Genomic DNA, 21,005 nt, shown 5'->3' with positions numbered 1-21,005 from the left:
TTCACTCGGTCGAAGAAGGCTTCCAGGTCAACATGGCCTGGTCACTACGACTACCGCCTCCAGGTACCTCACCTGCTAGAGCCGTCACACTGAACGGCTGGTAACCAGGGTTGTCGTGACGGTAATCCAGCTGGAGCTCCAGCATGGTGTCAATAATGCGGGACACCGCTGCATCACGCGCTCGTTCATCAATCTTCGCAGCCTCCACGACACGCCAGGGGTTTGCTACACGCTTCCAATCATCAAACTGCATCTGGCTCCCCTTCTGCTGTGTCATTACCCATTCCTCCACTCGGTACCACTGTCCAGCGCCAGCCGTTCGCCGACTATTTGCGTGCGGGGCCAACTGGCGTATTCCCTAAGCACTGCCTTGGCCTCCTCGAGCCCCAGCGCCAGCACAGCGCAATAACCTTCGTACTCGCTATCTTCCAGCCACTTAAATTGGCTATCGGCTAACGGCGCATCCTTGGGCGGGGTGGCCTTGAACTCGAGGTACAAGCCAAACCAACCGCCGCGAGCCTGACGAACGGGGAGATCGCTCACGCCTGCCTTTACGCCCTGGCGTTTGAGGTCACTCGCGGTTTTCTTATTGCGTTGGCCACCGTTGGGCACATGGAAGGTGGCGTCGAACAGCTCGCCTACTGGGTGGCCGCGCATCTTCTCGCCATACAGCCAACGGATAAGCACCGCCTGCTCCTGCCCTTCCCAATCAACAGGCTTTGCCCGGGCGCGCCGCTTTTGGTCAGTGCTCGAGGGCGGCGTAGCTTTTTGGCCGTGGTTTGCTGGCGCCAGCTCATGCCAACACCTCCCGGGCATTGATCAACGTCAACCGGCCCGTATGAAAAGCACCGGTGTCGATATAGAACACATTGCCCAGCCAAGTAGGCTGCTCAACAATGGTGTGCCCGACCACTACAGCATCGATGCCGACCACTGGCGTCGTGTCCCTACGCTTTATACGAGTCCGGCCCCATACCATTTCCACTTTGCCTGCATCATCCGCCATCTCAACCTGCGACCAGTCCGCAGGCGGCTCGGCATGAACGATGCCAACCTGCTGCCCCAAAACATCTATCTGGCGGGCGTAAGGTAGATACTTCAGCGCCTCACGAAGAATTTGCCGGACTTCGATCATGTTCTCAGTGATCGCCCAGGTGCCGCCGTTGATCATCCAAAGGTCTTCGGCGCTTCCCCCATTCTCAAGCGCATCAATGCCAACATCTCGTGATTCCCACGCACGCCAAAAAACCAAGGCTCAAAGGCTAGCGATAAGCACTCGAAAGAATCCACCCCCCGGTCGATCAAGTCACCTACACAAAATAACCGATCCTTTGACTTATCGAAGTCAACGCGCGCCATGGACTCAAGTAGCAGGTCGTACTGCCCATGAATATCACCAATGATAAGATCTCTTCCATCCATGTTCTGGCCGTGCTTTTGAATCAAGCTCATAGTCCTAGCTCCTGATCGAGTTCCCAATCCATAGAACGATGATAAATCACCCCCCAAACCCTTCCGCCTCTGAACTCTTCACGCCCCCAGCGATCTGGTCGAGCATTCGTTGCTGGCGCTCCCAACGCTGGTAGTCAGCGACGATCCGCTCCAGCATGGCCCGCGCCGTGTCGTTATGATCCAGCTCGGCGCGGCTTTGGATGCGACACGAATGACGGATGAAATCAGCGCGATCCTCCAGGCTGTGGGTACCATCGGGCAATTGCCGATATTCAAGCGCTTTTGCCTGACGGCGGCGGCAATCGAGGTACAAACCAAATCGCACGTTTTGGCACAATAACGCGGCACGACGCGCCTGCTGCCCACCTTTCTCGGTCATGGAGTACCTCCGGCCACAAACATTAGGCGGTTTTTTAAAACCAGTCCTAAACTAGAAATGATCATTCCCTCCTTAACATTCTGTAACGGAGAGACACGATGAAATTTCAAAAAAAATGCCAAGCAGGAGAATGGGATCCACCGGGCCAAATCCCATGTGTTCCACCGATCAGGATTCCCAGACCAGAACCTCGTTTTCCTGATGATCCAGACTTTCCTGAAGACGAAGTCTGCATACGCTCCTAGTAGGGATTTAATGACATGAAAGACGTAAGCCTTCCCAGTATTCCTGAAAGGCACGACCCAATGTCGTTCGAGGAGGCTATTGATGGCACCTGTTACATGGTTAGGTACATGCAACTGCAGCAAAGACTTTTTAGCAGGATGGCCAACGTGTTCACGTTCACCAGTCTTTTTGGCGGTAGTGCTGCTTTTGCAGGAGTGATCACTGAGCACACGGTTTTGACCGCTACCAGTGGTGTCATTGTTGCAGTAAGTACCATGCTGGATTTTGTAATAGATCCCAAAAAGCATGCAGCTCAATGTCGCAAGGCAAGGCGACGCTTTCAGAGGCTGTACATGAAGAAAACGACTTACAGCTTTGAAGAATACGAATGTGAAACGTGCAGGATCGCTTTGATCGACTTCCCCGATATAGAAGGCCTTCGTAGGCCTGCTTTTAACGATACCTGTGTGCAGCTCGGGCGCACAAAAGGAGTGGTTGTTCTCAACAAGTGGGAACGCTTATTGAAGCTGATCACTTAGAGCTTGATTTAAAACGAACATTACCCTCCATCGCTTGGGGAGCATTGCATTACTTCCCATGTGATATTGGTGAATAGGCGGAGCCTTTATCATAGCAATTCCCAGAAATAGAAAGCCCAGCCTCAGGCCAAAGAAGAATTGAGCAAAGTCACCCAATATCGCTATATTGGTGGCTTCTAAACTAGGGATAAGGGGAAAGCGTTGGACAAGGCCGCCTACCACAAGCGTTGGGATCAGCTCGAGCAGATGCAGCGGGAATACAGCAACCTGCCAGAGTCGGGCGTCGAAAACCTCGAAGCACTGCACAAAATGCTGGTTAACACCTTCAGAGAGTTTGTCGTTGCTTGTTATTGCGACCACTGGCGTGACGCCTACCAAGGCGCCGCGTTTCCCCTCGACTCTGATCGAGACGTACTGATAGCCCGCGCCATCAAATCTCACCACTGGACACCGGGCATTGCCACCAGCCTCTCCAGCTACGACCTTGCCCTTTCGCTCATCGACGAGCTGGCGACGTTCACGCTGACGGAAATGGCCGTTCACGTGTCGTATATGAACCTGCAGGCACTGCCCAAGGCGGATTACCAAGCACTCATTCAACCGCATGAATGACAGTTGATCTGCATCAGTCCCTCGGAAGCTTGCTCGGGAATAGAAAGCCACGCCAGTGCCCGTTACAGTGGTAATTGCAGCACCACCCACCCATAGAAAAACATCGACATATGCTGATCAACGGCAACTCTCGGGTCATTGATTAGCTCCACCTCTTCAAAATACCAAAGCCTAGACATTGGTCTTAATCCCATTGATTCGTTTTCAAATAGAGAATAGCTTTATGAATGTTGACGTCAACATAAAGACTTTCGCCCCACTCGGCATGCGCCTTGGAGATGAACCAAAGACGAGTAAGCACAAAAGTAGACCCTGCTCATCAGATACACCTCGGGATCATTCACAAGCCACTCCAGAAACCAAACGGCCTCGTCAATCGAGGAACCTGAATATAGGAGATTATAAGATGACCAATGAACTCACTGGAAAAGTTGCTGCCGTTACTGGCGCAGCATCAGGTATCGGGCTTGCCACTACCAAGGCCATGATTGACGCTGGTGCCAAAGTGGTCATGATTGATAGAGATGAGGCTGCGCTGAAAACCATCTGTGAAGAACTTGGCGAGGCTGCATTTCCCCTAGTTATTGACCTACTTGACCCACAGGACTGCGACACTCTCCTCTCACAAATCTTAGAGAAGGCAGGACAGTTAGATATCTTTCATGCTAATGCGGGTAGTTATATTGGCGGCGATTTGATCGACACCTCCCCTGCCGCCATCGACAGAATGCTGAACCTCAATGTTAATGTGGTGATTAAAAATGTCCATAACGTCTTACCCTACATGATCGAACGTCGCACGGGCGATATTATGGTGACAAGCTCCGTTGCGGGGCACTTTCCGGTTCCCTGGGAGCCAGTCTATGCTTCCTCCAAGTGGGCCATCAATAGCTTCGTTCAGACTACTCGTCGTCAGATCAACAAGCACGGTATTCGCATGGCGTCGGTGTCTCCTGGGCCTGTAAATAGTGCATTGCTCGCCGATTGGCCAGAAGAAAATCTACGCAAGGCAAAAGAATCCGGCAGCATTATCGAACCAACGGATGTATCTGATGCGATTATGTTCATGCTTACTCGCCCCCGAAATGTAACCATCCGAGATATGGTTGTTTTGCCTAGCAACTTTGATATGTAAGAAGCATTCAATCCAACAACTATTAAGGTGTTTCTTCAGCTTAATCAGATCAACCAGCCTTACAACCTCTTACAGTTTTGAATAAACACTTCGCATGAACGCTTTGATCATTTGTAAAATCTTAGAGGAATAGACATTGGTCGTATGACCGTTGACCAACCTCTGAAGGGCACATAGTCTTCAAATTGTTGACGTTAACATTAAGAGCTTTGTCAACATTGAAAAACCTTTAAGAGAAACAATAACAATCACGGAGTTAACAATGAAAATTAATAAGATCACCGCAAATTTTCGCAAAACGGCTCTTGTCGCCGCCTGCGCAGCCGCCTTTGTAGCAGGAACCGCAGCAGCCGATGAGCATACTCTGACAATCGGCATGTCCTTCCAGGAGCTCAACAACGAGTATTTTGTGACCATGCAGGAGGCACTCGAGACCGCCGCAGAGAGCCTGGGGGCTGAGGTGATTGTCACCGATGCACGCCACGATGTCTCCAAGCAGGTCAGCGACGTAGAGGACATGATCCAACGTGGCATCGATATCCTGCTGCTCAACCCTGCCGACTCCGTCGGGGTTGAAACGGCGGTGTTGTCTGCCCGAGAAGCAGGCGTCACCACGGTCGCGATAGATGCCCAGGCAGAGGGCCCAGTGGATGGCTTCGTGGGTTCCAAGAACTATGACGCCGGCTACTTAGCCTGCGAATACCTCGCCCAACAACTCGATGGTGAAGGTCAGGTAGCCCTACTGGATGGCATTCCGGTTGTGCCGATCCTGCAACGTATTGAAGGCTGCTCCGACGCGCTTAATGAGTACGATGGCATCGAGATCGTAACCAAACAGAATGGCCGTCAGGAGCGTACCCATGCGATGACAGTCACCGAGAACATCATCCAGGCAAACCCGGATCTAAATGGTCTCTTCAGCGTCAACGATATCGGCGCGCTGGGCGCTCTGATAGCCATTGAGGCCAGTGGTCAGGACATCAAGCTGGTCAGCGTCGACGGTCATCCCGAGGCAGTAGCGGAGATCCAGAAGGCTGATTCCCCGTTCATTGCCACCTCAGCGCAATATCCCGCAGACATGGTGCGTGTAGGGCTCGGCCTGGCGCTGGCTAAGCACTGGGGTGCAGAAACTGCGCCCGCGGAAATTCCCATCGACGTACAACTGATCGACCGCGACAAGGCCGCTGACTTTAGCTGGTAACCCCTCCCACCGACGATGATGACGTGTGCTGCCCCCGACGGGCAGCGCACGAGGGTATCCCTATGACTCCATTACTTTCCCTGAGACACATCTCGAAGTCATTTCCCGGGGTGAGGGCCCTCACGGATGTATCGCTCGATGTCCATGCTGGCGAGGTGCATGCCCTGCTTGGCGAAAACGGGGCCGGCAAGTCGACTCTGATGAAAATTCTCTGCGGCATCTACCGACAAGATGAAGGTGAGATCAACATCAATGGCGAGGTATGCAATTTCCATGGCTACCAAGACGCCCTCAACGCGGGCATCGGTATCATCTTCCAGGAATTCAGCCTGATCCCCGACCTGGACGCCGTGGATAATATCTTCCTTGGGCGTGAATTGCGTAACAGGTTCGGGCTGCGAGACCGGCGCAGCATGATCGCCGAGGCGCAGCACCTGCTAGACCGCCTCAAGGTCTCGATCCCCTTAGACCGCCCCATCGCCGACTTGAGTGTCGCCGACCAGCAGTTCATCGAGATCGCCAAGGCCCTGTCACTGAAAGCGCGCATCCTGATCCTCGACGAGCCGACAGCAACCCTCACGCCTAGCGAAGCAGATCACCTGTTCACCATCATGCGCAAACTGCGCGAGCAACAGGTCGGCATGGTATTCATATCACACCACATGGAAGAGATATTCACCATCTGTGATCGTGTCACCGTGATGCGTGACGGTGAGAAGGTCGACGACTGCGACGTCGTCTCGACTACCCCCGACGACCTAATCGAGAAAATGGTCGGCCGCCGTGTTGAGAATCTTTATCCCGAACAGCGTAGCGATGCCGATTATAACGATGTGGTATTAGACATTGAATCCCTGCGCCTTGATGTCAATGGCCCCGAACACTCATTGAAGCTCTACCGCGGCGAGATCCTGGGCTTTGCTGGCTTAGTGGGGTCGGGCCGCACAGAACTGGCTATGGGGCTGATCGGTGCGACGCGCCCCGTGCATGCCAAAATCCTTATAGAGGGCAAGCCAACTAAACTCCTACACCCCGCCACCGCCCTGAAGCAGGGGATCGGCCTCCTACCGGAAAGCCGAAAGATCCAGGGATTGATCCTACCGTTCTCTTGTCGCGAAAACATCACCCTGAACAATCTGACACAATTTCAGAGTGCTTTGCCACTGATCAAGCGCCGCCAAGAGTCCAGTACTGCCGCCGATCTGATGAAGGCAGTCCGCGTCAAGGCTCCCAGCCCCGAAACCCCAGTGGGCAATCTCAGCGGCGGCAACCAGCAGAAGGTTGTTATCGCCCGCTGGCTGGGCCACCAGTGTAAGGTGCTGATCTTCGATGAGCCCACCCGCGGCATTGACGTCGGCGCCAAGTCAGAGATCTACGCCTTAATGAAAGAGCTCACTGCCCGAGGCGTGTCGATCATCATGATTTCGTCCGAACTCCCGGAAATTCTTGGTCTATGCGATCGCGCAGCGGTCTTCTACCAGGGACAGATCGCCGCCGAACTGCAAGGCAACGATCTCAATTCACAATCCATCATGCATCACGCCACGGGGGGACTCAGCTCATGAGCCAGCTCGACTCAATACCCGGCAACACTCACCAGCCCCTCAAGATGCGGCTGGCCAGTTGGCGCCGTACTCCAATCTTCTACCCGCTGATCGGTTTCATCGTCGTTTTCATTGCCATGTCGACCATCAACGACAACTTTCTAACCATAAGCAACCAAGCCAATCTGGTGCGTCAGACCTCGATCATCGCCATCATAGCTGTGGGGATGAGCCTAGCTATTCTCACCGGCGGCATCGACCTCTCCGTGGGCCCGGTAATGGCCTTGTCGGGAACGGTAATGGCTGGGCTGATGGTGGCGGGGGTTCCTCCGTCGCTAGCCATCCTGCTAGGCGTATTGGTAGGTGCAGGCTTCGGAGCTTTCAATGGCTTTTTTGTTGCTTTTGCCGGCATGCCACCCATCATCGTCACTTTGGCCACTATGGGGATTGCCCGCGGGCTTGGCTTGATATACACCGGAGGCTACCCAATTTCCGGCCTCCCCCCGGAATTTGCCTTCTTTGGTCGCGGCAGCTTGGCCGGCATCGAAACCCCGATACTGATCATGATCAGCGTCTACGCACTCGGCTTTTTGCTGCTCCACCATACTGCGACCGGACGCTACCTGTATGCCATTGGCGGCAATGAGGAAGCGACTCGGCTATCCGGTATCCGAGTGTCCCGCTACAAGTTGCTGGTCTACACCCTGAGTGGCACGACTGCGGCCATTGCCGGGTTGATCTTGACCTCTCGGTTGATGAGCGGCCAACCCAACGCCGGGATCGGCTTCGAGCTCGACGCCATCGCCGCCGTAGTACTGGGCGGCGCCGCTATCACTGGTGGGCGAGGAATGATTCTAGGCACACTGGTAGGCGCCATGCTGCTTGGCGTGCTCAATAACGGCCTTAACCTGATGGGGGTATCGCCCTACCTCCAAAACGTTATCAAGGGCCTGATTATCCTGTTGGCGATCTACATTAGCCGCAAGCGGACTCCCTGAGACCCTGCTCATGCCGATCATGCATCGGCTAAATGCCAACCACAAATCGAGCGAGTGACGCTACATCATGAACTTCGAACTCCACAACCAACGCATCCTCGTTACGGGAGCGACCAGCGGCATCGGCCTCGATATCGCGCGGTCTCTGGCTGAACTCGGTGCCGAACTGGTGCTGTTTGGTCGCAACCGGGATCAGCTAGCCAAACTTGAGAAAGAGCTGGGGGCACGCACCCTGGCCGTAGACATCACCGATGAGGCCGCGGTTGTCGTGGCCTTCGCCGAGATGCCCGTCCTCGATGGCCTGGTCAATTGTGCCGGTATCTCGATCCTCGACGATGTCTTGGATTTCAAGGCGAAAGATATCGAGAACATTATGAACACGAACGTCACTGCCAGTGCCGTGGTGGCACGGGAAGCGGCTCGCCACATGATCGCGCACGGCCGTCAGGGCAGCATTGTCAACGTCTCAAGCCAAGCATCCATGGCCGCTCTGCCCGGCCACCTAGGCTATTGCGCGTCTAAAGCAGCCATGGATGCCATGACTCGTGTGCTGTGCCTCGAGCTGGGTTCCAAAGGCATCCGCGTCAACAGTGTCAACCCGACGGTGACCCTGACCCCCATGGCCGAACGTGCCTGGGCCGATCCCGCCAAGCGCAACCCGATGCTGGCCGCCATTCCCCTAGGGCGCTTTGCCACTCCCAGGGAAGTCGCCCTTCCGGTTGCCTTCCTTCTCAGCCCGGCCGCGTCGATGATCAGCGGAGCCTGCCTGCCGGTCGATGGAGGCTTCACGTCTCACTAGCCCCAAAAAGGAACCTGACATGTATATCGGTGTGGACTGTGGTGCTCAGAGCCTCTTGACGAGAATCCCGAACCCGACCGCGTCGCTGCCTATGACCAGGCCATTACGGCTGAACACCCATCCCTATGCCTTACATAACCGACCACTTATTCGAGGAAGATACTTCATGACCCAACGACTCGACGCCCTTCGTCAGCACTCTATGGTGGTCGCAGACACCGGCGACCTTGACGCCATCAAACGCTATCAACCCCATGATGCCACCACCAATCCCTCGCTAATCCTCAAGGCTTTCGATCTGCCGGCCTACCAAGCACTGATCGATCAGGAACTCGCGGCGGTCAAGTCCGAGGATAACGGCCGGCGAGAAGCGCATGCCGTAGATCGCCTTGCCGTGGCCATGGGTAGCGAGATCGCCAAGCTGGTGCCCGGCCGTGTTTCCACCGAGGTAGCCGCCAAGCTGTCCTTCGACACCCAGGCCAGCATACGCAAGGCCCACGAGCTGATCGAGCTCTACGAGCAACGCGGCGTGTCCAAGGATCGAGTGCTGATCAAGCTGGCATCAACCTGGGAAGGCATCTGCGCCGCCGAGGTGCTGGAGAAAGAGGGCATCAACTGCAACCTGACGCTGCTGTTCAGCGACGCCCAGGCCAAAGCTTGTTTCGATGCTGGCGTTTTCCTCGTCTCACCGTTCGTCGGCCGTGTCACTGACTGGTACAAAAAGGAGACTGGCCAGGATTTCCCCCCCGAGAACGACCCTGGAGTGCAATTCGTACGCGGCGTCTGCGAACGGGTCAGCCAAGGCGGCTTCGACACCGTGGTGATGGGCGCGAGCTTTCGCACTGTCGACCAGGTGCTGGCGCTCGCCGGCTGCCCCCGACTAACCATCTCACCTACGCTGCTTGAGGAACTCGCTACCGCAACGGGCACGGTGGAGCCCAAGGTGTTAATGACACGCAACGGTGGCCCTCGTCCTACCCCACTCTCAGAGTCCGCCTTCCGTTGGGATCACAACAAGGATGCCATGGCCAATGACAAACTGGCCGAGGGGATACGGCGCTTCGCCGATGATCAGGAACGCCTGGAGGAACTGATCGCCGACCGTTTGGCGACTCTCTGAGCTCGTAACCTGAACTGCAACTAGCCGCCGATTGGGAATCCTTACGCCAAGTCCGGCCAACCCGCTATGGGCCAACCGCGACCGCTTCGTGCTCTCCGAGGGTATGATGCAAGACGAAAGCTGATGACTAGTCAGTTACCGCCGGAGGATATAAGTGTGGCGGAGATCACGACCTCACGGCTGGCGGCCATGGGATCCTCAATCTGTTCAAAGAGTATGTGAAATGCCTCGTGCCCTAACCGGTAGGTGTCATGCGCAGCACAAGGCACTGACACCTCGAAGATATCAGCATAAGGCAAACGGTCGACCCCCAATACCATCACATCGTCCCGAGACACACGTGCATCATGCAGGGCACGCATGGCGCCCAAAGTAATCAGCTGATTGAACCCAAACACGGCTTCGGGGAGTTTGCCCTGACGTAGGTAATCGGCCATATCGCGATAGGCCGGTTGCAAGGTGTAGTCCCCGGGGCGCTGCTCCACCACTAAGGAGACGCCCGCCACGTCAAAGGCTGTCTTCAGGCCGATCAGCCGGTCTTGGGTGATCCGCGAGTCACGCGGCCCCGTCAACGCAAGCACCCGACGGATGTCCTTCTTCACAAGCAGTTCACCAAGCAGACTCCCGGCAAGACGGTTGTCCAGTACCACACGGCTGAAGTCGGATACGTTCAAGGTACGATCCAGCATAACCACTGGTAAGCGGGTAGCACGCAAGCGATCAAGGTAAGCGGGGCGATAGGCGGCAGCGTCGGAGACGGGCGAAAGGATGATGCCGGCTACCTGATAGCTGAGCAGAGTTTCGATCGCCACTTCCTCGCGCTGCGGCGAGCCATCTGTATCAATCAGAATGATGGTGTAGTCACGCTCCTCAGCCGCACGAGAAACTGCCTTGATCACCTCGCTATAAAAGGGATTATCCACGCTTGCTGTGACTAGGCCAATCAGCCGGTTCTTACGACTCCGAAGATGGCTAGCGAAAGCATTAGGGACATACCCCAACTCCTTCGCAGCGGCTAGGATCTTCTCCCGAGTCGCTACTTTCACCTTGTCAGGATTGTTCAAGGCACGCGACACCGTCATATTGGTCATGCCCACATGTTCGGCGATGTCGGTGATAGTAACCTTGTGGCGACTTACCATACTTTACTCTGTTGTGAATTTTATCGTTTTGATATGACCCCTCGCTGTACCCAACGAAGTAGCACCAGCGTCGTAAGGATACTACGCAAGGTCTGCTCACGAAAATGGAGATGATTTATGGATATAACCTACCGGCAGGGATCCGACCCCTGGATAGGCTATTAACCTATGCCGGTTTTCAACACACCGAGGCTATGCTGCCACTTAATCTAACCAACTGATAATTTAATGTTTATTCGTTTGGTGCAACGTGACTCAATGGCATAAAAGGCACATAACGTGCTGTTACTCACGTCAGCAGAGGTGACGCGCTCAACTGTTCAGGAGCGCTCAATCGCCTCCCAAAATATCTATTCTCACCCCTGCCGACCTAAAACAGATTAATGAGGAGGAGATTGAAGGTGCAGAGTGATGACTTTATGACCGGTGAAGAGCTTGGCAATACGCTGCTGACATCCATACGCCAAATGAAACAAGGCAAACCAGCTCGAGAGACACAAGTAGAAGTACTCAAGGCCGCAGAAATTCGCCATCGCATGGGGCTCTCCCAAGGAGAATTTGCTAAGCGCTGGACGTAAGCCCCAGTAGGCTTCGCGGCTGAGAACCACTGTGTGCCTGCTGGAAATGTACGTACACTGCTACAAGTAGCTGAAAATCATCCTGAAGCGCTGACTGACCTCCCTTAATGAAGCAGGAAAGCCTTACACCTAAGCCTGGTTCATCTATATAAACAGTTGAAATTTAGCTGCTGTTAAAAAAACCAAAAAATCACCCTCACGCCCAATGAGGCTCGCCCTACTTGTTGCTAAGTCACTGGCAGATATGGCCTCTGTTAACGTCTGATGATTTATCCCCGCCATGCCGACGCCTATCCGCTTCCTGTTCGGCTAGGTCCTCGTTGAGTCAGCGTTTTGCCTCAGGCTGCCTTTAGATATCCCTCGCGAGAGACTCCGCGCAATACTAAATTTCGCCACCTAGGGGTAGGAAGATAATCGTAAAATCCATACCAAAGCGTTTATCAAGCTAGTAGCGCCCTTATCAGGCGGATCAGATCCAGCGGATCATTAAGTCAACGACCCACCACGGCCCAGGAATGGTTCAGCGGTAAATGCGGTTCAGCCGTGCAAGTACCCCCAAGCTGACTTCGACAATCGGCGCGACTCACTTTCTCAGCGGCGATTAACGTAAATATGAGTACCACTCACCCTATCACCGCCATAATGCTGTACTATTACCTATTAATAACAAAATAATCTATTCTTATTCCTGAAATAAAAACTAACTTCTCAGGAGCTCGACATGTACAACGAAACTTCCCAACCAGTAATGCCACAAATTAACCGTCCAGCACCGGCTTTTACCGCGAAAACCACTCATGGTGACAAGTCGCTCACTGACTATTTAGGTAAATGGCTGGTTTTATTCGCCCACCCGTCGGACTTTACCCCTGTATGCACCACGGAATTTTCGGCATTTGCGAATTACGAAGAACAGTTCAAAGAGGTCAACACGGAGTTGCTGGGCCTTTCCATCGATAGCATCCACTCACACATCGCCTGGACACGCAGCATTAAAGATAACTTCGGGGTTGAAATTACCTTCCCGATTATTGCTGATCTCAACATGAAAGTGGCAAATGCCTACGGAATGATTCAGCCAGGTGCCAGCGACACCGCTGCGGTTCGCGCTACTTTTGTGATTGACCCAGAGGGTGTACTGCGTGCCATGTTGTACTACCCGATGACCAACGGCCGCTCGGTGGAAGAAGTGCTTCGCCTGGTTAAGTCCTTACAAACAAGCGATGAGCATGGGGTGGCGACACCAGAAGCTTGGTTGCCCGGCCAGCCAGTCATCGTTCCACCGCCCCACACCTCGCAAGATGCGGAAGCCCGTCAATCAGAAGGCTATGAATACACCGACTGGTACTTCTGCAAAAAGACACTTGAATGCTGAAAGCTCCTCACCCTGATATCCCTCAATTCTTAGGAGGACTACGCATGAATACCTTTAAGCTTTCAAAGCACACTGGAACAGGCAAGCCCGATGTCGCCGGTTTTTTTGACCCACGTACCTTTAGCATCCAGTACGTGGTGAGCGACCCCGCTACCAAGCAGTGTGCGATTATCGACCCCGTATTGGATTTTGACGAAAAGTCCGGCGCAACCGCGACCCACTGCGCCGATGAACTGCTGACCTATATCGAAAAAGAGGGGCTGTCGGTGGTGTGGATTCTCGATACCCACCCACACGCCGACCACTTCTCTGCAGCACACTATTTGAAAGAAAAAACAGGTGCTCCCACGGCTATTGGGCAGCATGTCACCAAAGTGCAGACACTTTGGAAGGAGATCTATCACTGGCCAGAAATGCCTACCGATGGCAGCCAGTGGGACACACTGTTTAGTGAAGGCGCCACCTTTAACATCGGTGAACTTAATGCTCGCGTACTTTACTCGCCCGGCCATACGCTGGCCTCGATTACCTATGTGATTGGCGATACGGCCTTCGTGCACGACACTCTATTCCAGCCAGACTTTGGTACCGCTCGGGCGGATTTCCCCGGTGGAGATGCCAAAGAACTGTGGCACTCCATTCAACAGATTCTATCGCTGCCCGCTAACACCCGGCTGTTTACCGGGCACGACTATATGCCCGATGACCGCGAGCCCCAGTGGGAAAGCACGGTCGCTGAGCAGCGTAAACATAACCCACACTTAGTCAACATGAGTGAAACGGGTTACCTCTCTCTACGCCACAAGCGCGATAGTGAATTGCCCATGCCCAAACTGATTTTGCACGCCCTACAGGTCAACACGCGTGGTGGAAGACTGCCGGAGCCTGAAGCTAATGGTAAGCGCTACCTAAAAATTCCTCTGGATGCCCTTGAAGGCGCCGCTTGGGATTAATAAGCCACTAATTTTCAGAACCTCTACGATAGAAGGAGCATGACCATGCAAACGCAGCCTTTAGAGACCGATGTCGAGATTACCTCGGCGCTAACGGTAGAAGAGCTTGAGCAAGTAAAAGCAAAAGGCTTCAAGACGGTTATTTGTAACTGCAAGCCTGGAGAAAGCGCTGAGTTTACGGGTGAAGACGCCTACCGTCGAAAAGCAGCAGACATTGGCCTTCAGTGGGTGCACATTCCTGTCACACCCGGTGACTATAGCCAAGCGGATATTGCCGCCTTTGCTGAGGCGTTACAGCAACTTCCCCGGCCTATTTTGGCTTTCTGCCGCACCGGTAAGCGGGCTACCCATCTATGGGCCTACGCTAAGCGTCAAACGGAGCAGTGCGACCTGGCTGAACTATTTGACGCTGCAAAAGCAGCAGGCTTCGATTTGGAAGAGCACCGACAAGGGCTCGAAGATCAACAAACCTAACAGTGCGACGACATTAGTCGTGATTACGCCATATCAGCAGGCGAGTACGTCACATGAGCATTGAGCGTTGGGTGCCACTGTTCGGCTGGCTACGCAGCTATAACCGGAAGCTACTCTCTCGGGATGCTCTGGCTGCGATAATTGTTACGCTAATGCTGGTGCCGCAGGCGCTGGCCTACGCTCTTTTGGCGGGGCTACCGCCGGAAATGGGCCTCTATGCCAGCATGCTGCCACTGGTTCTGTATACCATTTTTGGTACCAGCGCTAGCTTAGCGGTGGGGCCTGTCGCCGTAGCGGCGCTAATGACCGCTTCGGCGCTGAGTAATTTTGCTTCCCCTGGCAGCCCGGAATACATTGGGGCAGCGTTGGTGTTGGCGGCGCTTTCAGGTCTGATATTGATCGCCATGGGTGTGCTGCGGCTGGGTTTTTTAGTTAATTTCTTGAGCCATCCGGTAATTTCGGGATTTATAACGGCTTCGGGCATACTGATTGCGATTAGCCAGCTTAGACATATACTCGGCGTAGAAGCATCTGGCCATAACGTCATTGACCTTATAGGGGCGCTACTGAGCCAGTGGCAGCAGGTCAATATAACGACACTGCTGATCGGACTAGGAGTGTGGAGCTTTCTGCTAATGTGCCGCAAGCGGTTAAATACGTGGCTGACGGCTATCGGCGTTTCTGCCAGCATTGCCGGGCTCATCGTGAAAGCCGCTCCGATCTCGGCGGTGATTGTCACCACATTTCTGGCCTGGGGGCTAAACCTAGAGCAGCGTGGAGTAGCACTAGTTGGTGCGGTACCCAGCGGTCTACCTGCCCTTGCACTGCCCAACCTGGATCAATCGCTGTGGCTTAGCCTATTACCCGCAGCACTGCTGATTAGCCTGGTGGGCTTTGTGGAATCGGTATCGGTGGCGCAAACACTGGCTGCCAAGCGCCGCCAGCGTATAGATCCTAATCAAGAGTTAATGGCACTAGGCATGGCTAATCTGGGCGCTGGTATCAGCGGCGGCTCGCCGGTGTCTGGCGGTTTTTCCCGCTCGGTAGTCAACTTTGAAGCAGGCGCGGCAACACCGCTGGCCGGAGCATTCACGGCGCTGGGCATTATGCTTTCCACACTACTGCTAACCGACCTACTGGCATTCTTACCCACAGCGACCCTGGCAGCTACCATTATTGTGGCGGTCGGCACGCTGATTGACCTACCGGCGGTGAAACGTACTTGGCAATACTCCCGTAGCGATGGCTTGGCCATGGTGGCCACCCTACTGCTCACTCTGCTGCACAGCGTGGAGCTAGGCATTATAAGCGGCGTAGTGCTCTCGCTTGGGCTGCATCTATACCGTACCAGCCAGCCCCACAGCGCGGTGATTGGCCGCGTGCCGGGCACCGAGCACTTTCGTAACGTCAAGCGCCATCAGGTCGAAACCGATGAGAACGTTGCGATGCTGCGCATCGATGAAAGCCTATACTTCGCCAATGCCCGTTATTTGGAAGACACCGTCATGGCCTTGGCCGCCCGCTCACCCTCGCTTAAGCATATTGTGCTGACTTGCCAAGCAGTTAACGTGATTGATGCGTCTGCGCTCGAAAGCCTAGAGGCGATCAACGCGCGACTAAACGATTCAGGTGCCAAGCTGCACCTAGCGGAAGTAAAAGGGCCAGTGATGGATCGGTTACAACACACTGACTTCTGTCGCGAGCTAACCGGGCAGGTGTTTTTTACGACTTTTGATGCTTGGCAGGCACTGGCCCATCCCGCCGAAGCCAACTCACCACTCTTGCCAACACAACGAGAGGAGACAACGTCATGCAACAGCGACACGCCAAGATAGCCATTATTGGTGCAGGTAGCGCTGGCCTTAGCGCGTGGCACGCTGCACGCAAGCATACCGACGAGGTAGTACTAATAGAAGCAGGAACCTATGGCACGACCTGCGCCCGAGTGGGTTGCATGCCCTCTAAGCTACTCATCGCCGCTGCCAATGCAGCACACAATGCGCGCAAAGCGGAGATGTTTGGTGTCACTGCCAATCAGGTAGTGATCGATGGCGAAGCTGTTATGGCAAGAGTCAAACATGAGCGCGATCGCTTCGTCAGTAATGTACTGAAATCGATGAAAACGATTCCTGAATCCAACCTGCTGAGTGGCCACGCGCGTTTTATTGATCCACATACATTGGTCATAGATGAGCATACCCGGCTTACCGCCGAGGCCATCATCATTGCCACGGGTTCGCGGCCCACATGGCCAAAGCTGCTGGAAGGCGCTGGCGATCGGTTAATCATTAATGATGACGTGTTCAACTGGGAAACGTTGCCTGCATCAGTCGCTGTGATCGGTCCTGGCGTTATTGGCATGGAGCTTGGTCAAGCGCTTAGCCGATTAGGTGTGAGAACTCGTACGTTTGGCGTGGGGGGTGCGATTGGGCCTTTTCAATCTGAAAAACTCCGCCAACTGGCGGACGAGACATTCAATCGCGAGCTGTATCTGGATCCTGATGCCAATCTCGACAAGATTGAACATACCGATAACGCCGTTGCCATTACGTTTTTCGAACGTGACCGGGGGCAAAAACTCACCGAAACATTCGAGTATGTCCTGGCCGCAACAGGGCGTCGGCCCAACGTGGATCAGCTAGCCATCGAGCAGGCCGGACTCAAGCTGAATAAACACGGCGTACCTGAATTTAATCGCTTTACTTTGCAATGCCTAAGTACACAAAACACACCAAGCCATATTTTTATCGCAGGTGATGCAAATCAGTCGGTACCGCTACTGCACGAAGCCATCACAGAAGGCAAAATCGCAGGACGAAATGCCGCTCATTTGGATGATGTGCAAGTGGGTCAGCGTAACGTCCCCCTGGCGATTGTATTTACCGAACCCCAGATGGCAATTGTGGGTGAGAGTCGCGCTACGTTAGACACTCGTTATGGCGGCTGCGGCTGCATAGCTGAAGGCGGAGTTTCCTTTGCTGATCAAGGCCGTGCACTAGTCATGGGGGAACATAAAGGTTATTTCGAGCTATATGCGGAGCACGGCAGCGGACAGTTTTTAGGCGCGGAGCTATTCGGGCCCCAGGTTGAGCACATAGCCCATTTGCTTGCCTGGGCACTGGAGCAAAAGCTAACCGTCAGCCAGATGCTCGCTATGCCCTTTTACCATCCGGTACTTGAAGAGGGTTTAAGGTCAGGGTTGCGCGATTTACAGGCAAATCTCCAACAAGGGCCTGCCATTACTGAGCACTGTATGGAGTGTGGCCCAGGCGATTAAGGAAATGACTAAAATAACTAACCTCCCTCACTAATCAGCCTCATTCATCTTGGCGGCCAAGTCCTGCGTCTGCTTGCGGGGCTTTATTACACTAGGATAGCAATTTTAAGCGGCTAACCGCAGCGCAAAGCCAATAAGCAGCGTTCCAAACACCCATCGCTGAAATATTTGCCGTTTCTGCTGGCTGGCAAACCAGCGTTGCATCTGCGCTCCCAGGCAAGCATATAGCACATCATAGAGCAGCCCCACCCCCACTAGCACCGCCCCCAGTAAAGTGAACTGAAGTGCGACGGCACCTTGCTGGGTATGTATAAATTGGGGCAGTAACACCGAACAAAAAAGCAGCGATTTCGGGTTCAGCAAATTAGTTAGAAGCCCTCGACGCCAAGCTAGATAATAGCTGCCTTTGAGTGATGCTTGGTGATGATTACTATCAGAGCTATGCCGACTACGGATAAGTTGCACACCTACCCAAACCAGGTAAGCTGCGCCCAAGTAACGAACCACATCAAATAGCCACGGGGCGGCGGTAAATAGCGCCGCTAGACCCAACCCTGCTAATGCCACATGCAGCCCTCGGGCTATGCCTAGCCCTAACGCTGTGGCTAGCCCATGACCACGCCCCTGAGAGCTACTGGTATGCAACACAAGCAACATATCGGGACCAGGAATTAGGTAAACAATGGCTAATGCACTAATAAAAAGACCAATTTCCATCGCTGCTTCCTTAAGGTCACAAATAGTGTCTTCGCAAGCGCTATGGTACCTTTAAAGAGATGAGCGTTTTCTTGCCATTTTGACTTTAAAAATGATATTTATTGGTATTTTGTGTCAATTTTTAACAGGAAAATAATCACTCATGCCAATTGGTCAGTTAGACGCTATCGACCGCCGCATTCTTGCATTGCTCCAAGGTGATGCCCGTTTAACGAATGTGGAGCTCGCGGAGAAAGTAAACTTGTCGCCATCTCCCTGTTTACGCCGAGTGCGACGCTTAGAAGCTAGCGGTATTATCCGTGGTTACCATGCTGAGCTTGATCGGCGAGGGGTCGGGCTTGAGCTAACGGTGTTTGTGGGTATCAAGGTTGAACGTCACCATGAAGAGCAGGCTAATGCCTTCCGTGAGGCAGTAGTCAATCTGCCAGAAGTCGTCACTGCGCACTTAGTCTCTGGGGAGTCTGATTTTTTACTGCAGGTGGTGGTACCTAGTTTGGCGGCTTATGAGGCGTTTCTAACGGGGACACTGCTTCGCCTACCTGGGGTGAGTGATATTCGCAGTAACTTTGCTATCCAGCCCGTGAAAGAGTATGGCACCTTACCATTAGCTAACAACAATAAGACCTAGTTGAGAAACTTATTGATAGTGGCGCGCTCGTTTGATGCAATTTAACGCTAAACCCACGAATACCCATATGAAAAAGGTGATTAGCCAAAGCCTGGCTATTCCCCTCACCAGTAGCCGCATAAAGTCAGCCTACAGCGGCGCTTGATTTGGGTACTGTGAGCCAGTAACGCCTTAAGATATCCGAGTTGTCATCTTGTTTTAAGTTTTCTCCTTCTGAATCCACCAAGCCTAACTGTTTTCTCTGGGGTCTAGGCAATGGGGCAATGCTTGTCCTTGTCATTGAGAAAAAAGACTCCCTCATAGTGACGTCATTTTACGACCCCGAAAAATCATGGTTATTCGTCATCTCATGTGGATTTAATAGTAACCGGCACATTTTGTGCTTCACGGTTCAGACAGAAACCACCAAGCCAACTGTCTGTTGTGGGAGCCCGCTTCCAGCGGTGGTCCGACACTTCAGCGAAGGGTACCGAAGGTACCCCGGTGTTGTCAGGCTGGCAGCCTAAACGGTCGCGAGCTAAAGCTACCTCCCACAGGTCAACTGTCAGAAATAATTCCATACCGAATGACGAAGAGCCAAAATCATATGAGCTTGATATGGATCAAGCTGTGGCCATATGCCTCGTGTTTTTAAGCAGAAAGAGGGCTATCCTCAAACGATGATACTTAAGTTATTACGTTAGAGGAAATAGTTATGAAAAGTTCTTTAGTCCCAATGGCTACCGTCATCGGAATCAAGATGGCCTTAGGAGCCACACCCTCTATTGCAGACGAAGTCGAGGCCTACCGGGAAACAACATTAGGTCTCTATGCCACGGCCATTGAGGCTCATAACCTCATGCAAGATAACGATCGTGCTGTACTCATCGACGTACGCGACCCCATTGAGATCAAGTTTACTGGCTTCGCCGAGCCCACCGATATCCATGTGCCCTGGGTGCTAGCCGAGCGCGATAATTTCGATGAAGAAGCGAAGACTTGGCCAATGGTCAAAAATGCTGACTTCGAAGAGCAAGTAAGAGCAAAAATAGACGCTCTAGGCGTAAACAAAGAAGATCCGATCATTGTCATGTGTCGCTCCGGTGCCACCCGCAGCGCTCCCGCTGCCGATGTGATCGCCGAGATGGGATACAGCGAAGTCTATTCCATGACCGACGGTTTCGAGGGTGAAAAGCTCAAGGAGGGTAATTCCCAGGGCGTAAGAGCGCAGGATGGTTGGCGCAACTCGGGCCTTCCATGGAGCTATGACATTAACCCTGATGTGGCATGGCGCCCTGCCCACTAAGATTCAGATAAATGGGCCACTGCTTGATAACCAGCAGGGCCAAGATATTGATCAAACCCAACGAGGTGGCCGCATGACTACAACACATAAGACCAGCAATACGATCTTGGTACTGGCAGCTGCTACTGCTGCTATCGGTTTCTCTAGTTTCTCAATGGCTGACAGCCATGGTAGCAACGGAGCTGAAGATCAGGCCTTAGTTATCCTTACTAGCGATTCACTGCAGACCCAAAGCATGGCCATGATTCTATCCAACGCCATGCAGCAGCAAGGTACCCACCTGCATATACTGCTTTGTGATGCTGCTGGTGATTTGGCCGTCGGGGGATACGCAAGTGCGGAAGCTATCAACACGCCACCGAGCAACCCGGCAGGCCAAGTCAAGCCGGAAGACATGCTTAATATGCTTTTAGAGAGTGGCGCAACGGTGGATGTATGTGCCATTTACCTGCCCAACAGCGAAAACGAAGAAGACGACCTTCTTGAAGGCGTGGGTGTGGCGGCACCTGGCCCCATAGCGGAAATGATGCGCGATCCGTCCATTCCTGTTTACAGTTTTTGAGTACCCAAAT

24 protein-coding genes are annotated in these 21,005 nt (G+C 53.5%); 17 read left to right on the top strand and 7 right to left on the bottom strand.

Annotated elements, in window-relative coordinates; genetic code table 11:
* Window position 1: 1 nt before the first annotated feature.
* The 5 genes from K7H09_RS20240 to K7H09_RS20220 form a co-directional block, all read right to left on the bottom strand.
* The gene (locus K7H09_RS20240) at window positions 2–277 is read right to left on the bottom strand and encodes a hypothetical protein (protein ID WP_230805741.1); all 276 of its coding nucleotides are present in this window, start codon (window positions 275–277) and stop codon (window positions 2–4) included.
* Window positions 277–687 carry a VRR-NUC domain-containing protein gene (locus K7H09_RS20235; protein ID WP_230805739.1) on the bottom strand — a complete coding sequence of 137 codons (411 nt, stop codon included), beginning with the start codon at window positions 685–687 and terminating at the stop codon, window positions 277–279. The genes K7H09_RS20240 and K7H09_RS20235 overlap by 1 nt, the downstream gene beginning before the upstream one ends.
* 106 nt (window positions 688–793) lie before the next feature.
* The gene (locus K7H09_RS20230; RefSeq protein WP_230805737.1) at window positions 794–1,171 is read right to left on the bottom strand and encodes a hypothetical protein; all 378 of its coding nucleotides are present in this window, start codon (window positions 1,169–1,171) and stop codon (window positions 794–796) included.
* Window positions 1,168–1,452: a metallophosphoesterase gene (locus K7H09_RS20225; protein WP_230805735.1), complete on the bottom strand. Its 285-nt coding sequence runs from the start codon at window positions 1,450–1,452 to the stop codon at window positions 1,168–1,170. Before K7H09_RS20225 ends, K7H09_RS20230 begins: the two co-directional genes overlap by 4 nt.
* Window positions 1,453–1,498: 46 nt before the next feature.
* A complete protein-coding gene (locus tag K7H09_RS20220; protein ID WP_230805733.1) occupies window positions 1,499–1,831 on the bottom strand; it encodes a hypothetical protein in 333 nt (110 codons plus the stop codon).
* Between the two features lie 260 nt (window positions 1,832–2,091).
* Here K7H09_RS20220 and K7H09_RS20215 point away from each other — a divergent pair, with 260 nt between their 5' ends.
* The 8 genes from K7H09_RS20215 (at window position 2,092) to tal (ending at window position 10,004) form a co-directional block, all read left to right on the top strand.
* Complete coding sequence (locus K7H09_RS20215; RefSeq protein ID WP_230805731.1) at window positions 2,092–2,595, top strand: hypothetical protein; 504 nt, start codon at window positions 2,092–2,094, stop codon at window positions 2,593–2,595.
* Between the two features lie 201 nt (window positions 2,596–2,796).
* Window positions 2,797–3,207: a hypothetical protein gene (locus K7H09_RS20210; protein WP_041159500.1), complete on the top strand. Its 411-nt coding sequence runs from the start codon at window positions 2,797–2,799 to the stop codon at window positions 3,205–3,207.
* A gap of 406 nt (window positions 3,208–3,613) precedes the next feature.
* Window positions 3,614–4,342, top strand: coding sequence for an SDR family oxidoreductase (locus K7H09_RS20205; protein ID WP_022523415.1), 729 nt, complete (start codon window positions 3,614–3,616; stop codon window positions 4,340–4,342).
* 262 nt (window positions 4,343–4,604) lie between these two features.
* A complete protein-coding gene (locus tag K7H09_RS20200) occupies window positions 4,605–5,543 on the top strand; it encodes an ABC transporter substrate-binding protein (protein WP_027959476.1) in 939 nt (312 codons plus the stop codon).
* Window positions 5,544–5,605: 62 nt separating this feature from the next.
* Complete coding sequence (locus tag K7H09_RS20195) at window positions 5,606–7,108, top strand: sugar ABC transporter ATP-binding protein (protein ID WP_022523413.1); 1,503 nt, start codon at window positions 5,606–5,608, stop codon at window positions 7,106–7,108.
* On the top strand, window positions 7,105–8,085 hold the full coding sequence (locus tag K7H09_RS20190) for an ABC transporter permease (protein WP_027959478.1): 981 nt from the start codon (window positions 7,105–7,107) through the stop codon (window positions 8,083–8,085). Before K7H09_RS20195 ends, K7H09_RS20190 begins: the two co-directional genes overlap by 4 nt.
* A 67-nt stretch (window positions 8,086–8,152) precedes the next feature.
* Window positions 8,153–8,884 carry an SDR family oxidoreductase gene (locus tag K7H09_RS20185; protein WP_022523411.1) on the top strand — a complete coding sequence of 244 codons (732 nt, stop codon included), beginning with the start codon at window positions 8,153–8,155 and terminating at the stop codon, window positions 8,882–8,884.
* Between the two features lie 166 nt (window positions 8,885–9,050).
* Window positions 9,051–10,004, top strand: a complete 954-nt coding sequence (gene tal, locus K7H09_RS20180; RefSeq protein WP_230805729.1) for a transaldolase — start codon at window positions 9,051–9,053, stop codon at window positions 10,002–10,004.
* Window positions 10,005–10,135: 131 nt separating this feature from the next.
* Here the strand turns inward: tal and K7H09_RS20175 are convergent, their stop codons facing one another.
* The gene (locus K7H09_RS20175; protein ID WP_230805727.1) at window positions 10,136–11,146 is read right to left on the bottom strand and encodes a LacI family DNA-binding transcriptional regulator; all 1,011 of its coding nucleotides are present in this window, start codon (window positions 11,144–11,146) and stop codon (window positions 10,136–10,138) included.
* A gap of 401 nt (window positions 11,147–11,547) precedes the next feature.
* Between K7H09_RS20175 and K7H09_RS20170 the strand changes: the two genes are divergently transcribed.
* The 6 genes from K7H09_RS20170 (at window position 11,548) to K7H09_RS20145 (ending at window position 17,803) form a co-directional block, all read left to right on the top strand.
* Window positions 11,548–11,724 (top strand): hypothetical protein, encoded by a 177-nt coding sequence (locus K7H09_RS20170; RefSeq protein WP_230805725.1) that lies wholly within the window; start codon window positions 11,548–11,550, stop codon window positions 11,722–11,724.
* A 721-nt stretch (window positions 11,725–12,445) separates the two neighbouring features.
* Complete coding sequence (locus tag K7H09_RS20165; protein ID WP_230805723.1) at window positions 12,446–13,099, top strand: peroxiredoxin; 654 nt, start codon at window positions 12,446–12,448, stop codon at window positions 13,097–13,099.
* 44 nt (window positions 13,100–13,143) lie between these two features.
* The gene (locus K7H09_RS20160; RefSeq protein WP_022523405.1) at window positions 13,144–14,052 is read left to right on the top strand and encodes an MBL fold metallo-hydrolase; all 909 of its coding nucleotides are present in this window, start codon (window positions 13,144–13,146) and stop codon (window positions 14,050–14,052) included.
* 45 nt (window positions 14,053–14,097) lie between these two features.
* Window positions 14,098–14,526 carry a TIGR01244 family sulfur transferase gene (locus K7H09_RS20155; RefSeq protein ID WP_039859863.1) on the top strand — a complete coding sequence of 143 codons (429 nt, stop codon included), beginning with the start codon at window positions 14,098–14,100 and terminating at the stop codon, window positions 14,524–14,526.
* A 53-nt stretch (window positions 14,527–14,579) separates the two neighbouring features.
* Window positions 14,580–16,361, top strand: coding sequence for a SulP family inorganic anion transporter (locus K7H09_RS20150; protein ID WP_230805721.1), 1,782 nt, complete (start codon window positions 14,580–14,582; stop codon window positions 16,359–16,361).
* On the top strand, window positions 16,337–17,803 hold the full coding sequence (locus K7H09_RS20145; protein ID WP_039859860.1) for a dihydrolipoyl dehydrogenase: 1,467 nt from the start codon (window positions 16,337–16,339) through the stop codon (window positions 17,801–17,803). The genes K7H09_RS20150 and K7H09_RS20145 overlap by 25 nt, the downstream gene beginning before the upstream one ends.
* Before the next feature lie 105 nt (window positions 17,804–17,908).
* Here K7H09_RS20145 and K7H09_RS20140 read toward each other — a convergent pair whose 3' ends face one another.
* The gene (locus tag K7H09_RS20140; RefSeq protein ID WP_022523401.1) at window positions 17,909–18,520 is read right to left on the bottom strand and encodes a LysE family translocator; all 612 of its coding nucleotides are present in this window, start codon (window positions 18,518–18,520) and stop codon (window positions 17,909–17,911) included.
* Between the two features lie 142 nt (window positions 18,521–18,662).
* On the opposite strand from K7H09_RS20140, the gene K7H09_RS20135 reads away from it, so the two are divergent.
* From K7H09_RS20135 to K7H09_RS20125, 3 genes are all read left to right on the top strand, one after another.
* Entirely contained in the window at window positions 18,663–19,148 is a 486-nt protein-coding gene (locus tag K7H09_RS20135) for an Lrp/AsnC family transcriptional regulator (protein ID WP_022523400.1), read from the top strand.
* 694 nt (window positions 19,149–19,842) lie between these two features.
* A complete protein-coding gene (locus K7H09_RS20130) occupies window positions 19,843–20,433 on the top strand; it encodes a rhodanese-like domain-containing protein (RefSeq protein ID WP_230805719.1) in 591 nt (196 codons plus the stop codon).
* Window positions 20,393–20,995 carry a hypothetical protein gene (locus tag K7H09_RS20125; RefSeq protein WP_230805717.1) on the top strand — a complete coding sequence of 201 codons (603 nt, stop codon included), beginning with the start codon at window positions 20,393–20,395 and terminating at the stop codon, window positions 20,993–20,995. The genes K7H09_RS20130 and K7H09_RS20125 overlap by 41 nt, the downstream gene beginning before the upstream one ends.
* Window positions 20,996–21,005: the final 10 nt, after the last annotated feature.

Origin of the sequence: Halomonas sp. IOP_14 (assembly GCF_021021315.1) — a bacterium.
Lineage (GTDB): Bacteria > Pseudomonadota > Gammaproteobacteria > Pseudomonadales > Halomonadaceae > Vreelandella > Vreelandella titanicae.
The sequence above is the reverse complement of the archived record's forward strand: the minus strand, read 5'-3'. Positions and strand labels throughout refer to the sequence as shown.